This is a genomic window from Ponticaulis sp., assembly GCF_029210165.1.
Taxonomy (GTDB): Bacteria; Pseudomonadota; Alphaproteobacteria; order Caulobacterales; family Hyphomonadaceae; genus Ponticaulis.
Window position 1 is genome coordinate 183,305 of record NZ_JARGNT010000001.1, and the last position, 19,636, is coordinate 202,940.

Sequence of the window (19,636 nt, forward strand, 5' to 3'; positions counted from 1 at the left end):
TCAATGACCGTACTGAAACCCACATTCCGGCCGGCACGTTTTGAAGATGTGCCGGCTATTCTGGACCTCATCGTCAAGGGCGCACCGGGCGATGAAGTCCGCGTTGAGAACTCACCGGAAGCGGCCTATCGCGCCGCGTTTGATGCCATAGAATGCGATGACAACCAGATGCTCTTCGTCGGCGAACTGGCCGAACGCGGCGTCGTCTCCACCATGCAACTCATCTTCATCCCGACGATGGTCAATGGTGGTAGCTGGCGCATGGAAATGGAGAGCGTACACGTCAATCCGGACTGCCGCGGCCATAGCATTGGCAAGCAAATGGTCGATCTGGCCGTCTCAATCGCTAAAGAGCGCGGCTGCAATCTCATCCAGCTGACCAGCAACAAGCAGAGACCCGACGCGCACCGCTTTTACGAGCGTTACGGCTTTGCCCGCTCGCATGAAGGTTTCAAGCTCTATCTCTGATCCGGATTGGCATAGCGTTCACTCATCGCTGCCATCTCATCCAGACTGAACTGCACCGTAGGCCGACCCGGCCTGAACGACCAGGCGAGATATGCGCCAAATAATAGCAGTATGACGACCGGCGGTGCGGCTGCGCCCATGCGGTCCGGCACTTCGGTCAGAAGCAGAAACCCCATCACTGCTGCGAACAGAAACGCGATCACGCCGGTCCCAAAATATATCCACGCATAGGTTTTCGGCTGCCCGTAATCGACTTTCACATCAGGGCGCGCAGTTTTCAGCACGGCGCAGATCTCGCGAAGCATGCCGTAATAGCCTGCCCGGAAAGGGTTGTCCGCGCCCGTACCGGCTGGCACGGTCATGCTCAGCGAGTAACTCTCACCAGCGCTGTCCTTTAGTTCAAACCCGTAAAAGTCGACGGTCTTCACGCGCGACGTCCAATACCGGGCAGAGCCGAGATCAACCCATCTGAGGATTTTGCTGCTGCCGTCTTTATCGATACGCAAACCATCCTGATCCCAGTGAACGGTTTGCTTTCCAGAAAGCGCTGCGGGTGCGTATTCATAACGTGCCATTCAGCGAGAATAACGCAATTCATACAACCTTACATCACCCTTTTCGGGGAGACGTCAGCCTGCAACAGTTATCGCCTCTTCATAGGCTTCGCTGGCTTCGAGCCATTCCGTTTCAGCCTTTTCAGCCAATTCGGTTTGCTCAGCCCGCTCTTTCATGAGCGCCTGCATCCGTTCGGATGACAGGTTTGGCTGGACCAGCTCCTCATCAATCGCCGCCACACGGGCATTGGCTTTCTCAAGGCGCTTCTCTGCGGCATCAGCCTTCTTCTTTAGCGGAGCTGCCGCTTTGCGTGCGTCAGCTGCCTTCTGGCGTTGGGCGGCTTTATCGACCTTCTCAACCGGCTGCTCGACGATGACCTCCTCCTTAGGCGAAGGCGCTTTTGAGGTTTTTGACTGGTCGCGGTCAGCCGCCATAACGAGCTTCTTATAGTCGTTCAGATCGCCGTCATACTCGCAGGCCTTGCCATCCTTTACCAGCCAGAGCTGGTCTGCCGTACCTTCGGCCAGATAGACATCGTGGGTGATGAGCAGAACAGCGCCGCGATAATCGTTCAGTGCGTAGATCAGCGCTTCGCGGCTATCAATATCAAGATGGGAGGTCGGCTCGTCGAGGATAAGAATGTGCGGCTCGGTCATGGCCATCAGGCCCATAAGCAGACGCACTTTCTCGCCGCCAGACAGCTTCTCAACCTTGGTTTCGACCTTCTCTACCGAGAAGCCGAGCTGAGCCGCTTTGGCGCGAACCTTGGCGGGCAGCGTGCCTTTCGGCATGGCGCGTTGCACGTGATCATAAACCGTCTCGCCGAGGCTGAGCTCGTCCATCTGGTCCTGGCTGAAATAACCGATACGAATGGAACCCGGCGCTTTGCGTTCGCCGTCCATGAGCTGAAGCTTCTGCGCAATGGTTTTCACCAGCGTGGTCTTGCCCTGCCCGTTTGTGCCAACGATGGCGATACGATCATCAGGGTCTACGCGCAGATCGACTTCAGTCAGAATAACGGCGTTCTCGCCATAACCACAGCTGGCACCGCGCAGCTCCAGCAGAGGCGGCGCAAGCTGGGCTTCGGGCGCGGAGAAATGAAACGGCACCGTCCGCTCCGACACCGGAATAGCGACGTCCTTCATCTTCTCGATCATTTTGATACGGGACTGAGCCTGCGTTGCCTTGGACGCCTTGGCGCGGAAGCGGTCGACAAAGCTTTGCAGATGGGCACGTTCAGCGTCCTGCTTCTTCTTCATCGCCTCCAGCTGGGAATACTTGATCGCACGCATGCGCAGATAATCGTCATAGCCGCCCGTGGTGAGCTCAAGTTTCTTATGATCGAGTGCCAGAGTGTGCGTCACGCAGGCGTTCAGCATTTCGCGGTCGTGGCTGACAAGGATCACTGTGTTCGGATAGGCCCGAAGATAGTTTTCCAGCCAGGCAGCACCCTCAAGGTCGAGATAGTTGGTCGGCTCGTCGAGCAGCAGCACGTCAGGCTGAGCAAACAGAACGCCCGCAATGGCTGCCCGCATACGCCAGCCGCCAGAAAATTCTTTCGACGCCCGGTGCAGGTCATCCGGCGTAAAGCCAAGTCCCATCAGAACTTCACTCGCGCGCGCCTCACCAGACCATGCATCAATGTCCAGAAGGCGTTCATGGATCTCGCCGATGCGATCAGGATCGGTCGCGGTTTCAGATTCCGTCATCAGCGCGTGGCGTTCAGCATCTGCTTTGAGAACGACTTCCAGAATGGTCTCGTCGGTCGGCGCAACTTCCTGCGCGACCCAACCGAGCGTCGCGCCTTCATTGAAGCGGATAGATTCATCCTTGCCTTCACGGTCATGCGCCTCACGGATCAACCCGAGCAGTGTCGACTTGCCTGTTCCGTTGCGCCCGACTAGGCCGACCTTCCAGCCTTTCGCAAGCTGTGCGGACGCCTCCTCGAACAGGGTGCGTGTACCAAAAGCGAAGGTGAGGTCTGTGATCGTTAGCATGCGCGGGGTGTGCCACGCCGCGCACTAAAGTCAATCACTCAGGACAGGCTAAACAGGGCTTTGTCCCGATATGCATCCGATTGGGCCGGAATTACGAGGCGAGCTTGTCCGGAAGGCCCGGAAGCCAGACCAGAAGACCTACCGCGCCGAGCTCCATAAGGAAGACTGCGAACGCCGTCTCCACCATGCCGTGCTCCACGAAAGGCGCCAGAATGGCTGTGCCACCGGCAACCGCTGCAAAGAGCGCCAGCACCAGCAGGGACGATGCCCGATCGTCCTGTCCGCCACCTGCAATAATCGCACGCAGAAAGCCGGGCGGGCCCCTGATACCCAGAGCGAGGTTCAAAGGGGCAAACAAAGCTGCGACCACCAATGGTTCCTGCCCGCCACTCAACGCGTATAGCAGGATTAGCAAGGCAGCGATCATGGAAATGAATGTGCCGAGCCAGATGACTTTCTCAGCGCCGAACCGGTCGACAAAATAGCTGGTCGAGTTGCTGGCGATAATGAAACAGGCGACGCCCGCACACTGCATGATGATGAAATGCGTCATGCTCCCGCCCCAGGCTCTCACGAAGATGGCTGGCGCACTGAAGACCAGCACGATCAGACCGCCAACGCATAGCGCCTGTGACAGCGAATACCGCAGATAAACCTTCGACTTCAGGAGCGAGCGATAGCTGCCACGATTGCCTTCGGTTTTTGAACGCGGAATCCATTTCCCGACAAAGAACACAACCGCCGCAACAGCAGCGCCAATCACAGTCAGAATGTAGAAGCTCAGCGTCCAGCCACCAATGTCCAGAAGCCAGTAGCCGATGATCGGCCCCATTGCCGGTGCGAGCGCTTCAAGGCTGGAGAAGATACCCAGCGCGCGGGTTGCGCCTTTTTCAGAAAAGAGCTGACGCATAATGCCCGGTGCAATCACGGTAGACCCGGCTGCAAAAACACCCTGAAACACCCGCAGTATGACCAGCGGCCAGATAGCTGTGACCTGCGTCGCCATAAATGAAGACAGGCCAAACCCGACCATCGCAACGATCAGAATATGCGGTCTGCGAAAACGCCAGGTAATCGCGCCGAACAGCAACAGGCCGAGCGCATGCCCGCCAATGAAAGCGGCCAGAATGTATTGTGTCTCCGTCGCGCTACCATTCAGGATCTCCGGAAGTTCTGGAACCGCAGGCAAAACGAGATCGGTCGCCATGAAACCGGCGAGCGATGCGAAGAGGAGAATACCGCAGACAAATATGCGAACAGAAAGGCTCATTGTGTCGCCATTCGCTCAGCCCGAGGCAAAAGACAACAGCCCGCACGCAATCGGCTGCAATTCTTTTTCAAACCGTCTCCGGAGAGACGCGACGACGATCAGTTCCAGTCCGGTAGATTCGGGATTGCATGAATGAAAGACAGCGCCTCCTCACGGAAAGCTGTTTTCGTCGGCGCGAACGCATTCGGGTCTTCAAAACTCGCCGTATAGAGATCGATCTGATCTGTGCGGGAGTTCGACATGTAGGCGATCTGTGATCCACATTTCTTACAAAAGAGCCGTTCGGCTTTTTCAGAATGCGCATAGCTGGCCGGTGTATCGCCCGTCCAGCGAACACTCTCCCGCGAGAAGCCAACAAATGCGGTAAACGGCGAAGAGGTTGCGCGCCTACAGCTTTCGCAATGGCATATGGCGCCCCAGAGGGGGTCGCCTTCGACTTCAAACGATAATGCGCCGCACAGGCACTGTCCCTTGGCCATGGATCGCTCCCTGTAATCCGGGTTCAACGCCAGTCTTACCGCAAATTCTTAATCTGCTGAAAATGCCGCTTGCTCTAAGTACGCTTTCCCTTAGGTTAGCGTGCTCTACTGACCTGAGTACTCCATGTTTTCGTTTTTCAAGAAAAAGAAAAAGAGCGATACGCGACAGCGCAGACCCATGGCGAAAGGTCCGCTAAAGCTCGTCCGCTTCTCTGACACGAAGATGGCAGCGGCGCAGGAGCAGCTCACCGACGGATACGTCGCAACCGGCGCCTTCGGCATTCCCGACCTTCTGAAGGCATATCGCAAACTTCAAAGCGGTCATGCGAATATGAAAGTCGTCACCAGCCTTGATGACTTTCAGGCCTCTTACACCTCGTACCATGCCGCAGAGCGCTACGGCCTGAATGATACAGACAGGGTAGATCTTTCCCTGATGCCCGCCGACCGTTTCGATGAGACGGGTGAATATCTCGGCGAGATGAATACGCCTGAAGAATTCCCCATCCGCGAAGCCAATTTCCACCGCCAGCTCGTCACGATGTCATTTGAAGAGGTGAGCGCCCGTCTGCGGACGAACACAGAGCTGACGCTATGGGACGAGTACTGGAAGGACGTGTCGACCTACGCCAGGAAACTCGACGGCATTAGTGTGTTTAATCTGGCGCCCGTTCGCCACGCCTATGAAACACTCATCGCCTTTCCGAACGGCTATTTCGGACCGGACGGCCCTGAAGGCGACCTCAACCCGTTTGAAAATCACGAGCTGGCGCGCCATCTGGAAGAGCGCGCGGGGCTTATACTGTTCGGTATTGGCTCTGCCTATCTCGCCTTCACCTGGGAGGGAGATGTGACAGACACCATGCTGGACACGCTGACCTCTATCTGCGCCATTCCGGACGATGCCGGTTTCCGATCAAAACTGAAAGCCGACATGGCAAAGCGCCGCTATGTGCTCGTAACCTATCACGCAAGCTAGGCAGCCTGCTGCGGCCAGCTGATCCTCTGCATAGCGAGCATGCGCTTATACGCAGGCCGGTTCCGGGTCGCCTCGACAATCTTGCCGAGGTTTTTCCACCGCCACATCGGCATGCCTGTCACAGCGCTCCAGCGGGCAAGCTCGGTCAGATAGATATCGAGCGCGGTAAACCCAACGGACAGGAATGTGCCGTCTGACACGTTTGAATCCAGATAATCACATTGCGTGACCATGCGGTCGGCGGCACGCTCACGAACCCAGTCCTGATCATCTGCAATCCGCCCCCACCGCTCAGGCCACATGAATTCCATTAACGTCGCCTTGGGCGATGTCGTCATGTAAAATAGCCATTGCATGAAGCGGGAACATTCCTTTGACCCGTAGGCAGGCATCAGATGCGCCGCTTCGGGTTTGGCCAGAAGGTGCATGATAATGGCGCCGGTCTCAAAGACGACATTGGCCCCGTCTTCCAGCGCTGGGATACGCCCTGACAGCTTGAACTTCGCTTCGGGGTAATGGTCGAGATGCACGTCATCGACACCCGATGGCAGCGCCTTCAAACTGTAGGCGAGTCCGGCCTCTTCCATGACCACTTGGGGTATGGAGGCTGTAGAGCCATAGATGTAATGCAGCACGAGTGCCATCTGCTTACCCCTCTGCACGTCACCTCAATCCGGTCCGTGCACGGGTAAAAGTTTACCATTGAAAAATTAACGTCGCAGATCACTCAGATTGAAAATTTGACGCTTTCCCTTACGGAAAGCAGAGCACAAAAAAAGCGGACGATTGCTCGTCCGCTCATTCGTGTCGGAAGGCGTGAGACCTTAGTCTTTCGCGCGTTCCATATAGGTGGAATCTTCGGTGTTCACGACGATGCGCGTGCCAGCATCAATGTGCGGAGGCACCATGACGCGAACGCCAATGTCAGTCATCGCAGGTTTGTAAGAAGACGACGCAGTCTGACCTTTAACAACCGGCTCCGTCTCTGTAATTTCTACCGTGATGCTCTTAGGCAGTGTGATTGACACAGGCTCGCCGTTGAACATCTGCAGGATGCAGGTCATGTTTTCCTGCAGGAATGGCGCGCTGTCGCCAAGCATATTGCCGGACACATAAACCTGCTCGAATGTCTCAGGGTGCATGAAGACGTAGTTGTCGCCATCCATGTAGAGATATGTGTGGTCGACTTCCTCAACGAATGCTTTTTCCAGCTTTTCCTGAGTCTTCGTCGTGATCACAGACTTGATGCCATCGGAAATGCGGCGCATCTCGATAGTGGTGGTCGGTGTACCTTTACCCGGACGGAACGATTCTGCTTTCAGAACGACGTAAAGTTGCCCATCCGTGTGTTCAATAATGTTTCCCTTGCGAATATTCGCTGCGACTTCAACGGCCATGAGGTTTTCCCGTGTTGCCCGCTAAGGGGCTGGTGGTGTAGAGCGCTCCGGTAACGGAGCAGCAGGTCTGGCCACCGCCATACCGTCTTAAGGCGCTTTCGCCAAGCTCCCAGTTGAGTAATTCGTTTTGAAGCGGAGCACGCGCAAATGACAGGTGATCCATTCTGGCATCCGGATCGTCATGCAGACCGCCGCCCTTTCCTGACTGCGCGCCGAACGGTTAAACGCGCACTGGAAGACTGGTTTGAAGATGAAGGTTTCACTCAGGTCGAGTGTTCCGCGCTGCAAACCTCGCCAGGAAACGAAACCCATCTTCAGGCCTTCAAAACAGACTATCGCGACGATACTGGCGCGAAGAAGTCTCTCTACCTGCACACCTCGCCAGAGTTTTCCTGCAAAAAGCTGCTGAGTGCAGGCGAAACACAGATCGTTGATTTCGCACGCGTTTACCGCAATGGCGAGGTCAGCCCGCTTCATTCGCCCGAATTCACCATGATCGAATGGTATCGTGCTGGCGCATCTCTTGAGGACGTCATCAAAGATACAGTCGAGCTCTGCCGGACTGCGGCCAAGAGCATGCGGACAAAGGTGTTTGAATGGAAAGGCCGGGTATGTGACCCGTTCATTCCGGTCGAGCTTTTGTCCTTGTCAGATGCATTCCTCGTCTTTGCCCATATCGATCTGGAGCTTGTACTTAATGACCGCGATCTGTTCGCAGATTTTGCGATTGAAGAAGGTGTCGGCGTCTCTAAGGACGCAAGCTGGTCTGATATCTTTTCAGCGGTTCTGGTATCTAAGATCGAACCGAAACTTGGAAATGGCCAGCTAACAGTTCTCTATCGCTACCCGATCTGCGAAGCCGCACTTGCACGCGCCTGCGAAGACGACCCGCGCTTTGCCGACCGGTTCGAGCTCTATGCCTGCGGTATCGAACTCGCGAACGGCTTTCACGAGCTCACCGATCCGGAAGAGCAACGCGCACGTTTTGAAGGCGACATGGCGCTGAAAGAAAAGCTCTATGGCGAGCGTTACCCGCTCGACGAAGACTTCCTCAAAGCGCTTGAAACCATGCCAGATGCCAGCGGTGTTGCGCTCGGCTTTGAACGTATCGCCATGCTTGCGGCAAAGGCACCAAGTGTTCACCACATGATCTGGACACCTTTCGAGGCATGAGCTCACGCCCGCTCTCCTCACCTGTCGCGCTGGCCAGTGCCGGACTGGTCTCTGACGAGGAAGCAGAAGCGCTGAAACCTGTTGCGGACCGTTACGCCATCGCGGTGACGCCATTTCTGGCAGACCGGATTGACCAGAACGATCCTGCCGATCCTATCGCGCGTATGTTCATCCCCTCGCCTGCCGAACTTGTGCGCCTGCCAGAGGAGCTGAACGACCCGATTGGTGATGCGAGCCATTCACCGGTTGCCGGTATTGTTCACCGCTATCCGAACCGTGTGTTGCTAAAGCCCGTCGCCGTGTGTCCTGTGTATTGCCGTTTCTGCTTCCGGCGCGAAATGGTCGGGCCAGACCTTGGCGACACGCTGACGCCCGCGGAACTGGACGCCGCGCTCGACTATATTCGAAGCCAGCCGGAGGTGAAGGAAGTCATCCTGACCGGCGGCGATCCGTTTATGCTATCGGCCAAACGCGCACGCGCCCTGACAGACGCGATTGCAAACATTCCACACGTCAAGATTATTCGCTGGCACACGCGCATGCCGGTCGCCGACCCGGCTCGCATCACACCGGAATTTATCGGCGGACTGAAAGCTGATGGCGTCGCGACCTATGTGTCGATCCATATCAATCACCTGAAAGAACTCTCAGACGAGACCAAAGCTGCAGCCCGCCTGATGGCAGATGCGGGCATCGCCCTTGTGTCGCAGACCGTTCTGCTCAACGGCGTCAACAATTCGGTAGAGGCCCTGTCTGACCTGTTCGAAGCCCTGACAGAGAACCTGATCCGGCCCTATTATTTGCACCATCCAGACCTTGCCCCCGGCACATCGCATTTTCGTGTGAGCGTGGAGGAAGGCCGCGCCCTTTACGATGCCGTTCGCGACCGTGTCAGCGGATTGTCGGTGCCACGTTATGTGATCGACATTCCAGGCGGTGTTTCTAAAGCCAATGCCGCTCAGTCCGACCTGCGCAAGACGCCGGATGGCCCGGCTCTTCGCGGCCGTGACGGCAAACTTCATCCTTACAAGACCTGACCGCCCATGCTTTCGACGCTTTTCACTGTTCTGCCCGTATTCGGGCTCATTCTGGCTGGCTGGGCAGCTCGCCGGTTTGGTGCGCTCGGCCCAACCGCGCTGCGCGAGATCAACCGGTTCGTCGTCTATCTGGCGTTGCCTGTTCTAATGTTCGACGTCATCGCCGGCGCTGGCCTTGAAGAGATATGGCAGCCGGGCTTCATTCTTGCCTACTCCACCGGATGTTTCGTGGTGTTCTTCATCACGCTCTTCATTCGCGTCTGGCAGAAAGTGAAGCTCGCCGACGCAGCCGTAGATGGGCTTAGCTCCAGCTACTCCAACACGGCCTATATGGGGTTTCCGCTCATGCTGGCCGTCTATGGACAGCCCGGCCTGATGCCTGCTGTGATTGCTTCGGTGATCACGATCACGGTGATCTTCTGTATCGGCCTGATCATTATCGAGAGCGCACTGCAGGCAGAAGGCAGCCCACTCAAAATCGCTCGCGTGACGACGGTCAAACTATTCACCAACCCGCTATTTATCGCGCCTGCACTTGGCACGGTATTCCTGCTCGCGGGGATTAGCGTTCCAGCCCCTGCTCAGTCTTTTATAGACCTGCTCGGCGCGGCCGCCTCACCCTGCGCGCTTGTCGCCATCGGTCTGTTCTTCGCTGATGCCGGCGCGAAGGAAGATGCTGCCCCTGTCCGCATTATCGACATAACATGGCTCACGGGCCTGAAGCTGTTTGCGCAGCCCCTCATCACATGGATCGTCGCCGGACCGATCCTGAACCTGCCGCCATTCCTGTTGCACTCCGCCGTTTTCATCGCGGCCATGCCAACAGGTACCGGCCCATTCATGCTGGCCGAGTTCTATGAGCGAAACGCCCGCATTCCGGGACAGGTCGTTCTGATCTCGACCGTGGTTTCGGTCGTGACGCTCACGCTTTATCTGCGTTTGTTTATGGGCGCCTAGGCTTTCGCGTCTTTGCGGGCTTTGAACGCGGCCATCTGCTCTGGCGTCGCATCCGGCTGAGATGCCTTCCACTCGGCATATGGCATGCCATGGGTATAGTCGCGCGCTTCATCCTTAGACATTTCGACACCGTTTTCAGCCGCGGCTTCGCGATACCAGTCCGCCAGACAGTTCCGGCAGAAATCTGCTGTGATCATCAGATCAATATTCTGTGCATCCGGATTGTCGGCGAGATGCTTCAGAAGCCTGCGAAAGGCTGCGGCTTCGATTTTGTCCTGCGTGATCTGGTCAGTCATGGCGTATCCTTTGTCCGGCTTCCAGATATGGCGCTGAGACTTGCCCTGTCTAGTCTTCTTCCGGCGCCTGACCGACCATTTCCAGAAACGCTTCCAGAGTTTCAGCAATCGGATAGACAGCATCTTCCGGCGCAGATTCAACCGCATCTACGCCAACCACTTTTGCCGCGCCGCCACCGGTAAAATCAAGCGCGATATAGTCTGACATGCCATCGCCGCCGATAGGCAGCAGGCCCGGAAAGGCTTCGGCAAAGTCGGTCGCCGTGAGGTTTCCGATCACCGTATCAACCTCAAACATCACGAAGTCATAAGGCGCGACCGGTATCGGCCACTCGCCGCCGTGAGAATACTTCAGAAGCGCTTTATAGTTTGCCGGCAAGGGCGCATCGAGCAGTTCTTCCAGAGCAGTAATCTCCCCATCATGCACCGGTGGGTTTTGCGCATCGAAGGTATAAGTCATGTCCGCCCTATGATTTGCGTTTAAGGAATTTCAGGCCGGACCAGTCCGCATCCACAGCGCAGACTTTCACATCTACCCAGCCTGTCGGCAGAATAACCTCGCGCAGCTGGTCTTCGGTCAGATCAATGAACCGTTTTGACGACTTTTTCGGCCAGCTCACCCAGAGCATACCGCCCGGCGCGACTTGAGCCAGCGCGAGACCGAAGCCAGCATCAAGATCAGCGCGTGTTTCACAAAAGAGATGCACGATCTCTGCGGGACCGGACACGACCTCTTCCATGCCTTCTGCGCCTTCAATCAGATCGTCATAATGGTCTGGCGGATTAACCGGCAACACCCGCATGCCGGGCTTGATGCCCAGCTTCTGCCAGAGCGGCTTACCGGAGTAGCCAGCAGGCTGGGCACTCATGCTTTGCTCTCACGCATAAAGAGGCTGGAGAGAACGCGGCGCGCATTTTCCGTGCAATCCATATCGTCCGGCTTGTCTTCGATTTCATTGATCAGCGCGGTCAGCTGTTTACGGCTCTTTGCGAGGCGCTTCTCCATCGCCTGAATGTCAGCGATCTTGGATTTCAGCGCACCCAGCAGCTTGTCATGCTCCCAGCCATCCAGATCGTCGGGCACAAGATTGCGGATTTCATCGAGACTGAAGCCCGCCAGCTGGGCGCTGGTAATCAGATCCAGCACGACAACCGCCTGTTCCGGATAGGTCCGATACCCGTTCGGGCGACGGTCCACCATGGTCAGCAGCCCGATACGCTCATAGAAGCGGATTTTAGAGGCGGGTAATCCGGTACGCTCTGCAAGGTCGCCAATCTTCATATCAAATGCTTTCAATAAGTCGCTTGACCTTAAACTTAACTCAAAGGTTAGGGTGGGTCAAAATCTGATGAATGGAGCGCCTCATGGCATTGTTCTCAAAACTGGTTCTGCCGAATGGCAATGAAATCAAAAACCGTATCGGCAAGGGTGCCATGGAAGAAAACATGGCTGATTCCGATCAGGGCCCATCCGACCAGCTCTACCGACTGTATGATAGCTGGGCCAAAGGCGGAACCGGCCTGATCATCTCCGGCAACGTTATGGTTGATGGCCGCGCGATGACTGGCCCCGGCGGCGTTGTTCTGGAGAACGACCGCAATCTCGACAAGTTCAGACGATGGGCAGACATCGGCACGCAAAACGGCGCGCAGTTCTGGATGCAGATCAATCATCCGGGTCGCCAGATGCCGGGCTCGCTTGGCCAGCAGGCGATTGCGCCATCTGCCGTCGGGCTGGATCTTGGCGCTCAGTCAGGTCGCTTTCCGCCGCCACGCGCTATGACGCCCGAAGACATTGCGGACATCAAAGAGCGCTTCACCAACACGGCCCGTCTTGCCGAGAAAGCCGGCTTTTCTGGTGTTCAGGTACATGGGGCACACGGCTATCTGCTCAGCCAGTTCCTCTCTCCGCTTGTAAATAAGCGCGATGATGAATGGGGCGGTTCGCTGGAAAACCGTGCGCGCCTGCTTCTCGATATCGTCAAGTCGATCCGCGCCGCCGTGCGCCCTGATTTCGCCGTCGCCGTGAAGATCAACTCCGCCGACTTCCAGCGCGGCGGCTTCTCTGAGGATGATGCCCGTCAGGTCGTTGAATGGCTGAACCCGCTGGGCGTTGATCTGATTGAACTCTCGGGCGGCAGCTATGAAGCGCCCGCTATGATGGGAACCGCACGTGACGACCGCACGCTTGCCCGCGAAGCTTATTTTCTGGAGTTCGCGACGGAAATCCGAAAAGTCGCAAACATGCCGATCATGGTGACAGGTGGCATTCGCCGGATAGAGGTCGCCAATGCAGTCATCGAGAGCGGCGTCGACATGGCGGGCATTGCAACGGCCATTGCCATCTGCCCGGACCTTCCAAACCGCTGGCAGGCCGGCGAAACACCTGCACCCGCGCTAAAGCCAATTCAGATGAAGGACAAAGCCCTCGCCTCAGCGGCGCAAATGTCTTCGGTGCGCTTTCAAATGAAGAAGCTCTCCAAAGGCAAGCGCCCCAACCCGAATGTGTGGCCGCTCTACGCGCTCGTCACCTCGGAGCTGGAAGCCAAATCCCGCGCGAAGCAATATCGCAACTGGATTGCCAGCCGATAACGGACGAAGAGGGCTTAAACGCCCTCTTCCATATCCATTTTGCGGGCGTCGCGCTTCAGCCTCAATGCGCCCTTCGAATTCGATGCCAGATCAGTTGAGACCAAACTATCGGTCATCGAACGAGCCTGCTCATTTTATCACGCTATCATCTCGCACTTCCCATCGCCCGATCAATGTGAGCGATCGCCGCAGCGATGCCATCCTCTGCTCTGATTTTTGCGCCAAGTTCTGCGGCACGATTCCTGATCGCTTCGCTTGTCACGGCTTCGGATATCGCAGCGGCGAGGTTTTCAGCAGTCAATTTCTTTTGCGGAATAGCTTTCGGCCCGGCGCCAATCTCAAACACTTTGTCGGCCCAATAAGGCTGGTCGCCGACAAACGGCACGATGAGAGACGGTACACCTGCTTTTAGTCCTGCCGCTGTTGTACCCGCGCCGCCATGATGGACGACGCACGCCATACGCGGAAACAGCCAGTCATGCGGCGCGCTATCAATCTGAAAAACCGTATCCGGCAGACCAGACGGCTTAAGCCCGCCCCAGCCCGTCGCCAGAACACCCCGCTGGCCGGATGCTGCCAGCGCATTGATCGCAATCTCCGCCAGCTTTTCAGGACGCTTACCGGATATCGACCCGAAGCCGATATAAACCGGCGGCGGCCCCGCTTTCAGGAACTCCGTAAGCGCTTCATCCGGCTGCCAGCCGGTCTGATGCTCAAGAAACCAATAGCCGGTGATGATGTCGCGCTCATCCCAATCGTGTGGTCGTTGAACGACTGACGGGCTCACGCACGTCATGCTCGGCACGCGCGTTCCGTCCGCCATATGAAGCGCATCATACCGCTTCGCTTGCAGCATGCCCTTGTTGGCCCGCAGCTTCTTCATCGCGCCCTTGAGGCCAAGCGCAGATGCCGCGCGCACGATATTATGCGTGAACCGGTTATAGGCGGTACCAAAGGGCAGCTTCGGGAAGCCGAGATGCGGCGCCTCACCGGTTGCGACCAGCATAGGAAACGGCAGGGTCAGAATGGCTGGCGCGTTGAAGGCCTCAGCGATAGCAGGTCCGGCAGCACCTTTTGGATGGAAGATCACCAGTTCAGGCTGGACCTGCTGCCCTGCCTGCCAGCCCTGTTCTAACTGTTCTTCCAGCATGGGCCCGACACGTTTGGCCATGCGGATATACTGGCGCGCCATATCGAAGAAGTTCGCCGTATTCTCCAGCATGTCTTTCCCGTCACGCGTGTCGAGAATACCAAGCAAATCATCGGAGACCGGACAGAAGCCCAGACCGTTCTCTGTGACGAACGCTTCAAAGCGTGTCGAGGTGGCAATATGCACCTCGTCGCCGCGCGCCTGCAGGCCGCGCCCCAGCGCCACAAAGGGCTGGACATCGCCTCGCGTGCCATAAGTGAGGATGAGAGTTTTCATTGTGGTTGCGCACTTCCCCTGCTGCGAACCGTTTCAGCCTAACACAAGCTGGCCGGGGTAACATTAAAACTGGCCACGCGCTTCGCACTGGTCCACGATACACCGGAAACACTGACCGCCACGCATCAAGACGTGAGGCAGACAGAGGGAGAGATTTGATGAAATACGCCATCGCCGCGCTTGGCGGCCTTATGCTTTCGACCAGCGCAATCGCAGATCCTGTTTTTGTCGGACCGCACAATTTCGTACGCGCCGAAACCGACCGGTATATGGGCGAGACGGTGGGTCGCGGCGAACTTGGCAGCATTCATCACCGCCGGGTTCCGACAAAGCTCGACGAGCAAAACGTAATCCGCATGAACCTCGACACGCTATATTCTTCCGGCGTGTTCGATATGGAAGCCGGTCCTGTCACCGTGACTCTGCCCGAGGCACCAGACGAGCGATATATCTCCGCGCAGATCCTCAATCAGGACCACCTAACCGTCGATGTATATCATGACGGCACCCATAGCTTTTCCGCAGAGGATGTCGGCACGCGCTACGCCGTTATTACACTGCGCGTATTCGCGGACTCCTTCGATGACGAGGACATTGCCTACGCCAACACGCTGCAGGACATGGTCACGGTAAGCCAGCCTGGCGAAGGCGAATTTGTCGTTCCCGAGTATGATCAGAACACGTTCGATTCGACCCGTATGGCGCTCTTACGCCTTGGGGCATTGGCACGCGGCAATTTCGGCATACGCATGGGTACTGCCGAGGAAATCGATCCGGTCTCACACCTTATCGTCACTGCGGTTGGCTGGGGGCTACTGCCGGAGGAGGAAGCCGATTACTTTACAGGCCGCCCAATGCCTGGCGATGAGGACAAGCCGCATGAGCTGATCCTCAATGACGTTCCAGCAGACGCCTTCTGGTCGGTCACCATGTACAATACGCGCGGCTTCATGGTGCCGAATGAACTCGGCGTAAATGCGCTCAACAATGTGAACGCGACACAAAGCGAGGATGGAAGCTATCGCATCCAGCTTGGTGGATGTGAGGCAGACACTGTGAACTGCATTCCGACACCCGAAGGGTGGAATTATGTCCTCCGCGCCTATCAGCCGGGCGAAGCGATCACCTCAGGTGAGTGGCAACCGCCTGCCCCGCAACCGATAGACTAGTCGTCCAGTTGAACGGTGGAGAGCGCTGTCTCTGGAACGGCGTCTCCGGCAACGACAATATCAGCCGCGTCACTGAGCGCGTCCAGATGCGCTTGCAGTGCATTATTTCGAAGCTCCGCAATAATGCCGTCGCGCATCTCAGCCAATGAAGGCGGTGTCGTTTCGCGCGTTTCGTTAAGGCGGATTACATGCCAGCCGAATTGGGTCTGGACCGGTCCTGAAACAGTCTCCGGCGTCATGCCCTCAACCGCTTCAGAAAACGGCTGGACCATGACGCCTGCCGCGAACCAACCAAGATTACCGCCGTTCGGGCCGGTAGGGCCGGTAGAAAACTCCTGCGCCAGTTCCGCGAAATCAGCACCGGCATTCAGCTGCTCGACCAGCGACTCAGCCTCTTCACGTGTTTCCACGAGGATATGGGATGCGTTGTATTCTGTCTGTCCGTCGAAGCCCGCCACGACCTGAGCATAAGCTGCCTGCACCGCATCTTCAGTGACCGCTTCATCCAGCATGTCGGAAATGACGATGCCCGCCAGCGTGCCGCGTCGGTCATTCTCGATCGTCAGACGTACGCGCTGGCCCTCATCTTTGCCCAGACGGGCCGCTTCGTCGGCCAGAAGCTGCTGATCAACAAGCTGGTTCAGAATACCCGAATACAATTGCGCGTCTGGCAGGCGTGCATACTCGGCCGGCAGCGCATCGCGATAGGCGATCATATGGCCGATTGTGATCTCCGTTCCGTTCACCGTGGCAACGACCGTATCAGCGTCATAGCTCACAGCATCCTGCGCGGCGGCGGGAAATGCTGAAAGCGCCAGCGCGGCTGTTCCAAGAAGAAGTGACGTAAAACGCATAGATAATCCTCTGGTGCGATGCACCTTTAGTTCGTGACTGTTGGGCGAGACATGACATAGCCCGAAGGGGCTTCGCAACATGGCCGCGCAGGAATTCCGCAGTGACCGGCTAGTCTTCGCCGCGCGCCAGGGCCTGATCGCGCGCCACCGCCGCCGCAATGGCTTTGGTCGCGAGCGGGATAAAGCCTTTGTGATCATCCATGAAGACCTCCAGCGCAGCAGCAGTCACGCCGTTTGGAGACGTAACGCCTTTACGCAATGCACCGGCATCTTCATCAGAACCGGCGAGCAAAGCGCCGGACCCAATCACCCCGCGCCGTGCCAGCCGCATGGCAAGCTCAGGCTCTAAACCATTCGCGACACCCGCCGCGGCGAGTGCCTCCACAAGATGAAACACATAGGCAGGTCCGGAGCCTGAAATCGTCATCGCGACCTGCAGCGTCTCTTCCGCCATCGGCCCTTCAACCCAGCCGAGCGGAGACAGAAGCGCGCGGACTTGTTCCAACTCGCCCTCGCTCACGCTGGCATCGCAGGACAGCAGCGTAACGCCCTGCCCGACAGCACCCGGCGTGCTCGGTAAGGCCCGCACAATGCGACGCGTGCCGAGCGCCTCGGCCAGCCGGTCGACAGACCACGCCGCCATGACGGAGATCACCAGCGTGCCCTCGTCACAAAGCGGACGGGCCTCCTCCAGAATATCGCCAAACACCTGAGGCTTCACCGCGACGACCAGAATATCAGCCGGTTTGCGTTCAGGGTTCAGCACCACCTCACCCTGCTCCACCCATTGGGAGACAAGCAGCGTCGGGCGCGGCGCATAGACAAAGATTTCCGGTTTATCGGCGGCCTTCAGCCAACCGGCGGCCATAGCAGAACCCATCCGCCCACAGCCAAGAAGTGCAATTCGTTGAGACATGGCGGGACGCTATGCCGGGTTGCCCGCGGGATCAATTCCCTGTCCGGCGCGTTCTTTCGACCTAGCTTGTTTGCGCAGGCAAAAGACAGGACACACAATGACAGCAGCGGCACTCGACTCTTCAGACGACGATACCAAACCGAAGAGTCGCGACGACCTCACCTCAGGGTCGGTCTTTTCAGGGCTGCGGGATCTCTGGCTGCCGATGATTGGCGGCGTTCTGGCCGTGAAGGCAATCGGCCTGTCAGATGCCTACTTCATTGGTCAGCTCGGGGAAGAGCCGCTTGCCGCGGTGAGCTATACATTTCCGATCACCATGCTGCTCATCAGTCTCGCAATTGGCCTGAGCTCAGGTGCGTCGTCAGTCCTGTCACGGCGCATTGGTGCCAGCGCAAATGAAGACGACAAGAAAGCGATTGTGCTCGGCACTATGGCGCTGTCTCTCGGCCTTGCGATCATCATGGGCGTGATTGGCGCACTGGTTATCGGGTCTGTCTTCAGCCTGATGGGAGCAAGCGGTGACATTCTGGCTGATGCCACCAGCTATATGCAGATCTGGTTTGCGGGCGCGCTGTTCCTCATCCTGCCCATTGTCGCGAATGGCCTTCTACGCGCGACGGGTGATGGCATAAGCCCCGCCGTTCTTATGTCTGGCATTGCGGTCCTCAATATCGCGATCAATCCACTACTGATTTTTGGCGTCGGCATTTTTCCCGATCTCGGCATGCATGGCGCCGCTGTCGCGACAGTGTTTGCCCGCGCTGTCGCTACGCTCGGCGCAATCGCCCTTCTCATGCATAAAGACCTGCTGAGTGTGAGCCTGCAGCGGCTAAAAGACAGTGTGCGCGACTGGTCCGAAATTGTTCGCATCGCAGCGCCAGCCTCTCTTTCGACATCGCTCAACCCGTTTGCGCTCAGCCTTGCGACAGCCGCAGTCGCGACCCTCGGTCAGGCTGACGTCGCTGCGTTTGGTGTCGCCACAAAAGTGCAGTCCATTGCCATTGTGCCATTGCTGGCCCTCTCCTCGGCGAGCGCGCCGTTTGCCGGACAAAATAGCGGCGCCGGCTACACCGACCGGACACGCACCATGCTGTTCTGGTGCGCCGGTATCGCCGCTGCATGGGCCGCGCTGACGGCTCTCGCCTTCTGGTTTGCCGGTGATCTGATCGCCAGCCAGTTTGTCTCCTCCGAAGCCTCTGCAGACCGTCTTCCGCTCTATCTGTCCATCGTACCGCTTTCATGGGTCGGATACGGTATCGTCATCTCGCTGAGCTCGGCCCTCAATGGATTGGGCCGTTCACTGATGGCGCTCGGCTTTTCGGGCGGGCGCGCCATGCTCCTGCTTGCACCAGCCGCATGGATTGGCGTGACGATTGGCGATTTTGCCGGCCTTGCCTGGGGCTTTCTCGCGGCAAACGCCCTCTCGGGCGCCATTGCCCTATTCGCCGTGTGGCGGCTGCCGCTCTCCGAAGCCGGAGAGCCTTCCTCATGTGACGACAGCGAAACCGGCGGCTAGATCAAACAGCGTGCTGTTTGTTCTGGTAGTAGATCGCCGTCTCGACAATCGCGACGGTTGCCGCGTGTGAGATAAGACCAACAGTCCACCAGAGTGTTGGCCATTTCATCACCCACCAACCTGAACCGATGCTGATCGCAGCGAAGACCGCCATGCCCAGAACCCAGCTCGCCAGGTGAATGAAGAAAGACATGCGAATGGCGTCGCTGGCTTTGGAGTTCTTGGCTTTGATGATCGCAGCCGCTTCGGCTTCCGGATCGACATACAGCGCTGTGACATCAACCTGAAACGCGCTCGCTAGAGCTTTAAGAGAGTCAGCAGATGCCTGCTGACCATTCTCGATACGCTGTAAAGTGCGAAGGCCCACACCAGCCATATCGGCGAGGTGTTCCTGAGACCAGTGACGCTCCTCGCGCCAGCGTTTGATCTTTGCGGTATCAGCTTTGTAAGTCATAATGTGCTCCTGAGAAAATTCGATAACAGAGTTTCCTCAAAAAGCCCAAACCCCCCGCAAATACGCCACGCCAGACCCCCGCCACCATGCCGCCACGCCCC

Annotated in this window: 22 protein-coding genes; 8 read left to right on the forward strand and 14 right to left on the reverse strand. The window is 57.4% G+C overall.

Annotated elements, in window-relative coordinates:
* Positions 1-3 precede the first annotated feature (3 nt).
* Positions 4-468 carry a GNAT family N-acetyltransferase gene (locus P1U45_RS00855; RefSeq protein ID WP_301057054.1) on the forward strand — a complete coding sequence of 155 codons (465 nt, stop codon included), beginning with the start codon at positions 4-6 and terminating at the stop codon, positions 466-468.
* On the opposite strand, the gene P1U45_RS00860 is transcribed toward P1U45_RS00855, so the two are convergent.
* From P1U45_RS00860 to P1U45_RS00875, 4 genes are all read right to left on the reverse strand, one after another.
* The gene (locus P1U45_RS00860; RefSeq protein WP_301057055.1) at positions 459-1,043 is read right to left on the reverse strand and encodes a hypothetical protein; all 585 of its coding nucleotides are present in this window, start codon (positions 1,041-1,043) and stop codon (positions 459-461) included. The genes P1U45_RS00855 and P1U45_RS00860 overlap by 10 nt on opposite strands.
* 54 nt (positions 1,044-1,097) lie before the next feature.
* Entirely contained in the window at positions 1,098-3,020 is a 1,923-nt protein-coding gene (locus P1U45_RS00865; protein WP_301057056.1) for an ABC-F family ATP-binding cassette domain-containing protein, read from the reverse strand.
* A gap of 91 nt (positions 3,021-3,111) precedes the next feature.
* Positions 3,112-4,290 (reverse strand): MFS transporter, encoded by a 1,179-nt coding sequence (locus P1U45_RS00870; RefSeq protein ID WP_301057057.1) that lies wholly within the window; start codon positions 4,288-4,290, stop codon positions 3,112-3,114.
* 98 nt (positions 4,291-4,388) lie between these two features.
* Positions 4,389-4,769, reverse strand: a complete 381-nt coding sequence (locus tag P1U45_RS00875) for a GFA family protein (protein WP_301057058.1) — start codon at positions 4,767-4,769, stop codon at positions 4,389-4,391.
* A 178-nt stretch (positions 4,770-4,947) separates the two neighbouring features.
* Here P1U45_RS00875 and P1U45_RS00880 point away from each other — a divergent pair, with 178 nt between their 5' ends.
* Complete coding sequence (locus tag P1U45_RS00880) at positions 4,948-5,748, forward strand: hypothetical protein (protein ID WP_301057059.1); 801 nt, start codon at positions 4,948-4,950, stop codon at positions 5,746-5,748.
* Here P1U45_RS00880 and P1U45_RS00885 read toward each other — a convergent pair.
* Positions 5,745-6,392, reverse strand: coding sequence for a glutathione S-transferase family protein (locus tag P1U45_RS00885; protein ID WP_301057060.1), 648 nt, complete (start codon positions 6,390-6,392; stop codon positions 5,745-5,747). The genes P1U45_RS00880 and P1U45_RS00885 overlap by 4 nt on opposite strands.
* A 180-nt stretch (positions 6,393-6,572) precedes the next feature.
* On the reverse strand, positions 6,573-7,145 hold the full coding sequence (efp, locus tag P1U45_RS00890) for an elongation factor P (protein ID WP_293607345.1): 573 nt from the start codon (positions 7,143-7,145) through the stop codon (positions 6,573-6,575).
* A gap of 147 nt (positions 7,146-7,292) precedes the next feature.
* On the opposite strand from efp, the gene epmA reads away from it, so the two are divergent.
* Genes epmA through P1U45_RS00905 form a run of 3 tightly spaced genes read left to right on the forward strand, consistent with a single transcriptional unit; the run spans position 7,293 to position 10,312 of the window.
* A complete protein-coding gene (epmA, locus tag P1U45_RS00895; RefSeq protein WP_301057061.1) occupies positions 7,293-8,318 on the forward strand; it encodes an EF-P lysine aminoacylase EpmA in 1,026 nt (341 codons plus the stop codon).
* Positions 8,315-9,355 carry a lysine-2,3-aminomutase-like protein gene (locus P1U45_RS00900; protein ID WP_301057062.1) on the forward strand — a complete coding sequence of 347 codons (1,041 nt, stop codon included), beginning with the start codon at positions 8,315-8,317 and terminating at the stop codon, positions 9,353-9,355. The genes epmA and P1U45_RS00900 overlap by 4 nt, the downstream gene beginning before the upstream one ends.
* A 6-nt stretch (positions 9,356-9,361) precedes the next feature.
* Positions 9,362-10,312: an AEC family transporter gene (locus P1U45_RS00905; protein ID WP_301057063.1), complete on the forward strand. Its 951-nt coding sequence runs from the start codon at positions 9,362-9,364 to the stop codon at positions 10,310-10,312.
* On the opposite strand, the gene P1U45_RS00910 is transcribed toward P1U45_RS00905, so the two are convergent.
* The 4 genes from P1U45_RS00910 to P1U45_RS00925 are packed head-to-tail and all read right to left on the reverse strand — an operon-like array spanning position 10,309 to position 11,890.
* The gene (locus tag P1U45_RS00910) at positions 10,309-10,608 is read right to left on the reverse strand and encodes a DUF1244 domain-containing protein (RefSeq protein ID WP_301057064.1); all 300 of its coding nucleotides are present in this window, start codon (positions 10,606-10,608) and stop codon (positions 10,309-10,311) included. The genes P1U45_RS00905 and P1U45_RS00910 overlap by 4 nt on opposite strands.
* Before the next feature lie 49 nt (positions 10,609-10,657).
* Entirely contained in the window at positions 10,658-11,068 is a 411-nt protein-coding gene (locus P1U45_RS00915; RefSeq protein ID WP_301057065.1) for an SMI1/KNR4 family protein, read from the reverse strand.
* 7 nt (positions 11,069-11,075) lie between these two features.
* A complete protein-coding gene (locus P1U45_RS00920; RefSeq protein ID WP_301057066.1) occupies positions 11,076-11,477 on the reverse strand; it encodes a hypothetical protein in 402 nt (133 codons plus the stop codon).
* Positions 11,474-11,890, reverse strand: a complete 417-nt coding sequence (locus P1U45_RS00925) for a MerR family transcriptional regulator (RefSeq protein ID WP_363258335.1) — start codon at positions 11,888-11,890, stop codon at positions 11,474-11,476. The genes P1U45_RS00920 and P1U45_RS00925 overlap by 4 nt, the downstream gene beginning before the upstream one ends.
* A gap of 83 nt (positions 11,891-11,973) precedes the next feature.
* On the opposite strand from P1U45_RS00925, the gene P1U45_RS00930 reads away from it, so the two are divergent.
* Entirely contained in the window at positions 11,974-13,200 is a 1,227-nt protein-coding gene (locus tag P1U45_RS00930) for an NADH:flavin oxidoreductase/NADH oxidase family protein (protein WP_301057067.1), read from the forward strand.
* Between the two features lie 145 nt (positions 13,201-13,345).
* On the opposite strand, the gene P1U45_RS00935 is transcribed toward P1U45_RS00930, so the two are convergent.
* Positions 13,346-14,626 carry a glycosyltransferase gene (locus P1U45_RS00935; protein WP_301057068.1) on the reverse strand — a complete coding sequence of 427 codons (1,281 nt, stop codon included), beginning with the start codon at positions 14,624-14,626 and terminating at the stop codon, positions 13,346-13,348.
* A gap of 158 nt (positions 14,627-14,784) precedes the next feature.
* On the opposite strand from P1U45_RS00935, the gene P1U45_RS00940 reads away from it, so the two are divergent.
* The gene (locus P1U45_RS00940; RefSeq protein WP_301057069.1) at positions 14,785-15,795 is read left to right on the forward strand and encodes a DUF1214 domain-containing protein; all 1,011 of its coding nucleotides are present in this window, start codon (positions 14,785-14,787) and stop codon (positions 15,793-15,795) included.
* Here the strand turns inward: P1U45_RS00940 and P1U45_RS00945 are convergent.
* Both P1U45_RS00945 and proC read right to left on the reverse strand, forming a co-directional pair.
* Positions 15,792-16,649: a peptidylprolyl isomerase gene (locus P1U45_RS00945; protein WP_301057070.1), complete on the reverse strand. Its 858-nt coding sequence runs from the start codon at positions 16,647-16,649 to the stop codon at positions 15,792-15,794. The two genes, P1U45_RS00940 and P1U45_RS00945, sit on opposite strands and share 4 nt — an antisense overlap.
* A 109-nt stretch (positions 16,650-16,758) precedes the next feature.
* On the reverse strand, positions 16,759-17,565 hold the full coding sequence (gene proC, locus P1U45_RS00950; protein ID WP_301057071.1) for a pyrroline-5-carboxylate reductase: 807 nt from the start codon (positions 17,563-17,565) through the stop codon (positions 16,759-16,761).
* Positions 17,566-17,662: 97 nt separating this feature from the next.
* Between proC and P1U45_RS00955 the strand changes: the two genes are divergently transcribed.
* Complete coding sequence (locus P1U45_RS00955; RefSeq protein WP_301057072.1) at positions 17,663-19,081, forward strand: MATE family efflux transporter; 1,419 nt, start codon at positions 17,663-17,665, stop codon at positions 19,079-19,081.
* Position 19,082: 1 nt separating this feature from the next.
* On the opposite strand, the gene P1U45_RS00960 is transcribed toward P1U45_RS00955, so the two are convergent.
* Positions 19,083-19,535, reverse strand: a complete 453-nt coding sequence (locus P1U45_RS00960) for an XRE family transcriptional regulator (RefSeq protein WP_022693029.1) — start codon at positions 19,533-19,535, stop codon at positions 19,083-19,085.
* Positions 19,536-19,636 lie beyond the last annotated feature (101 nt).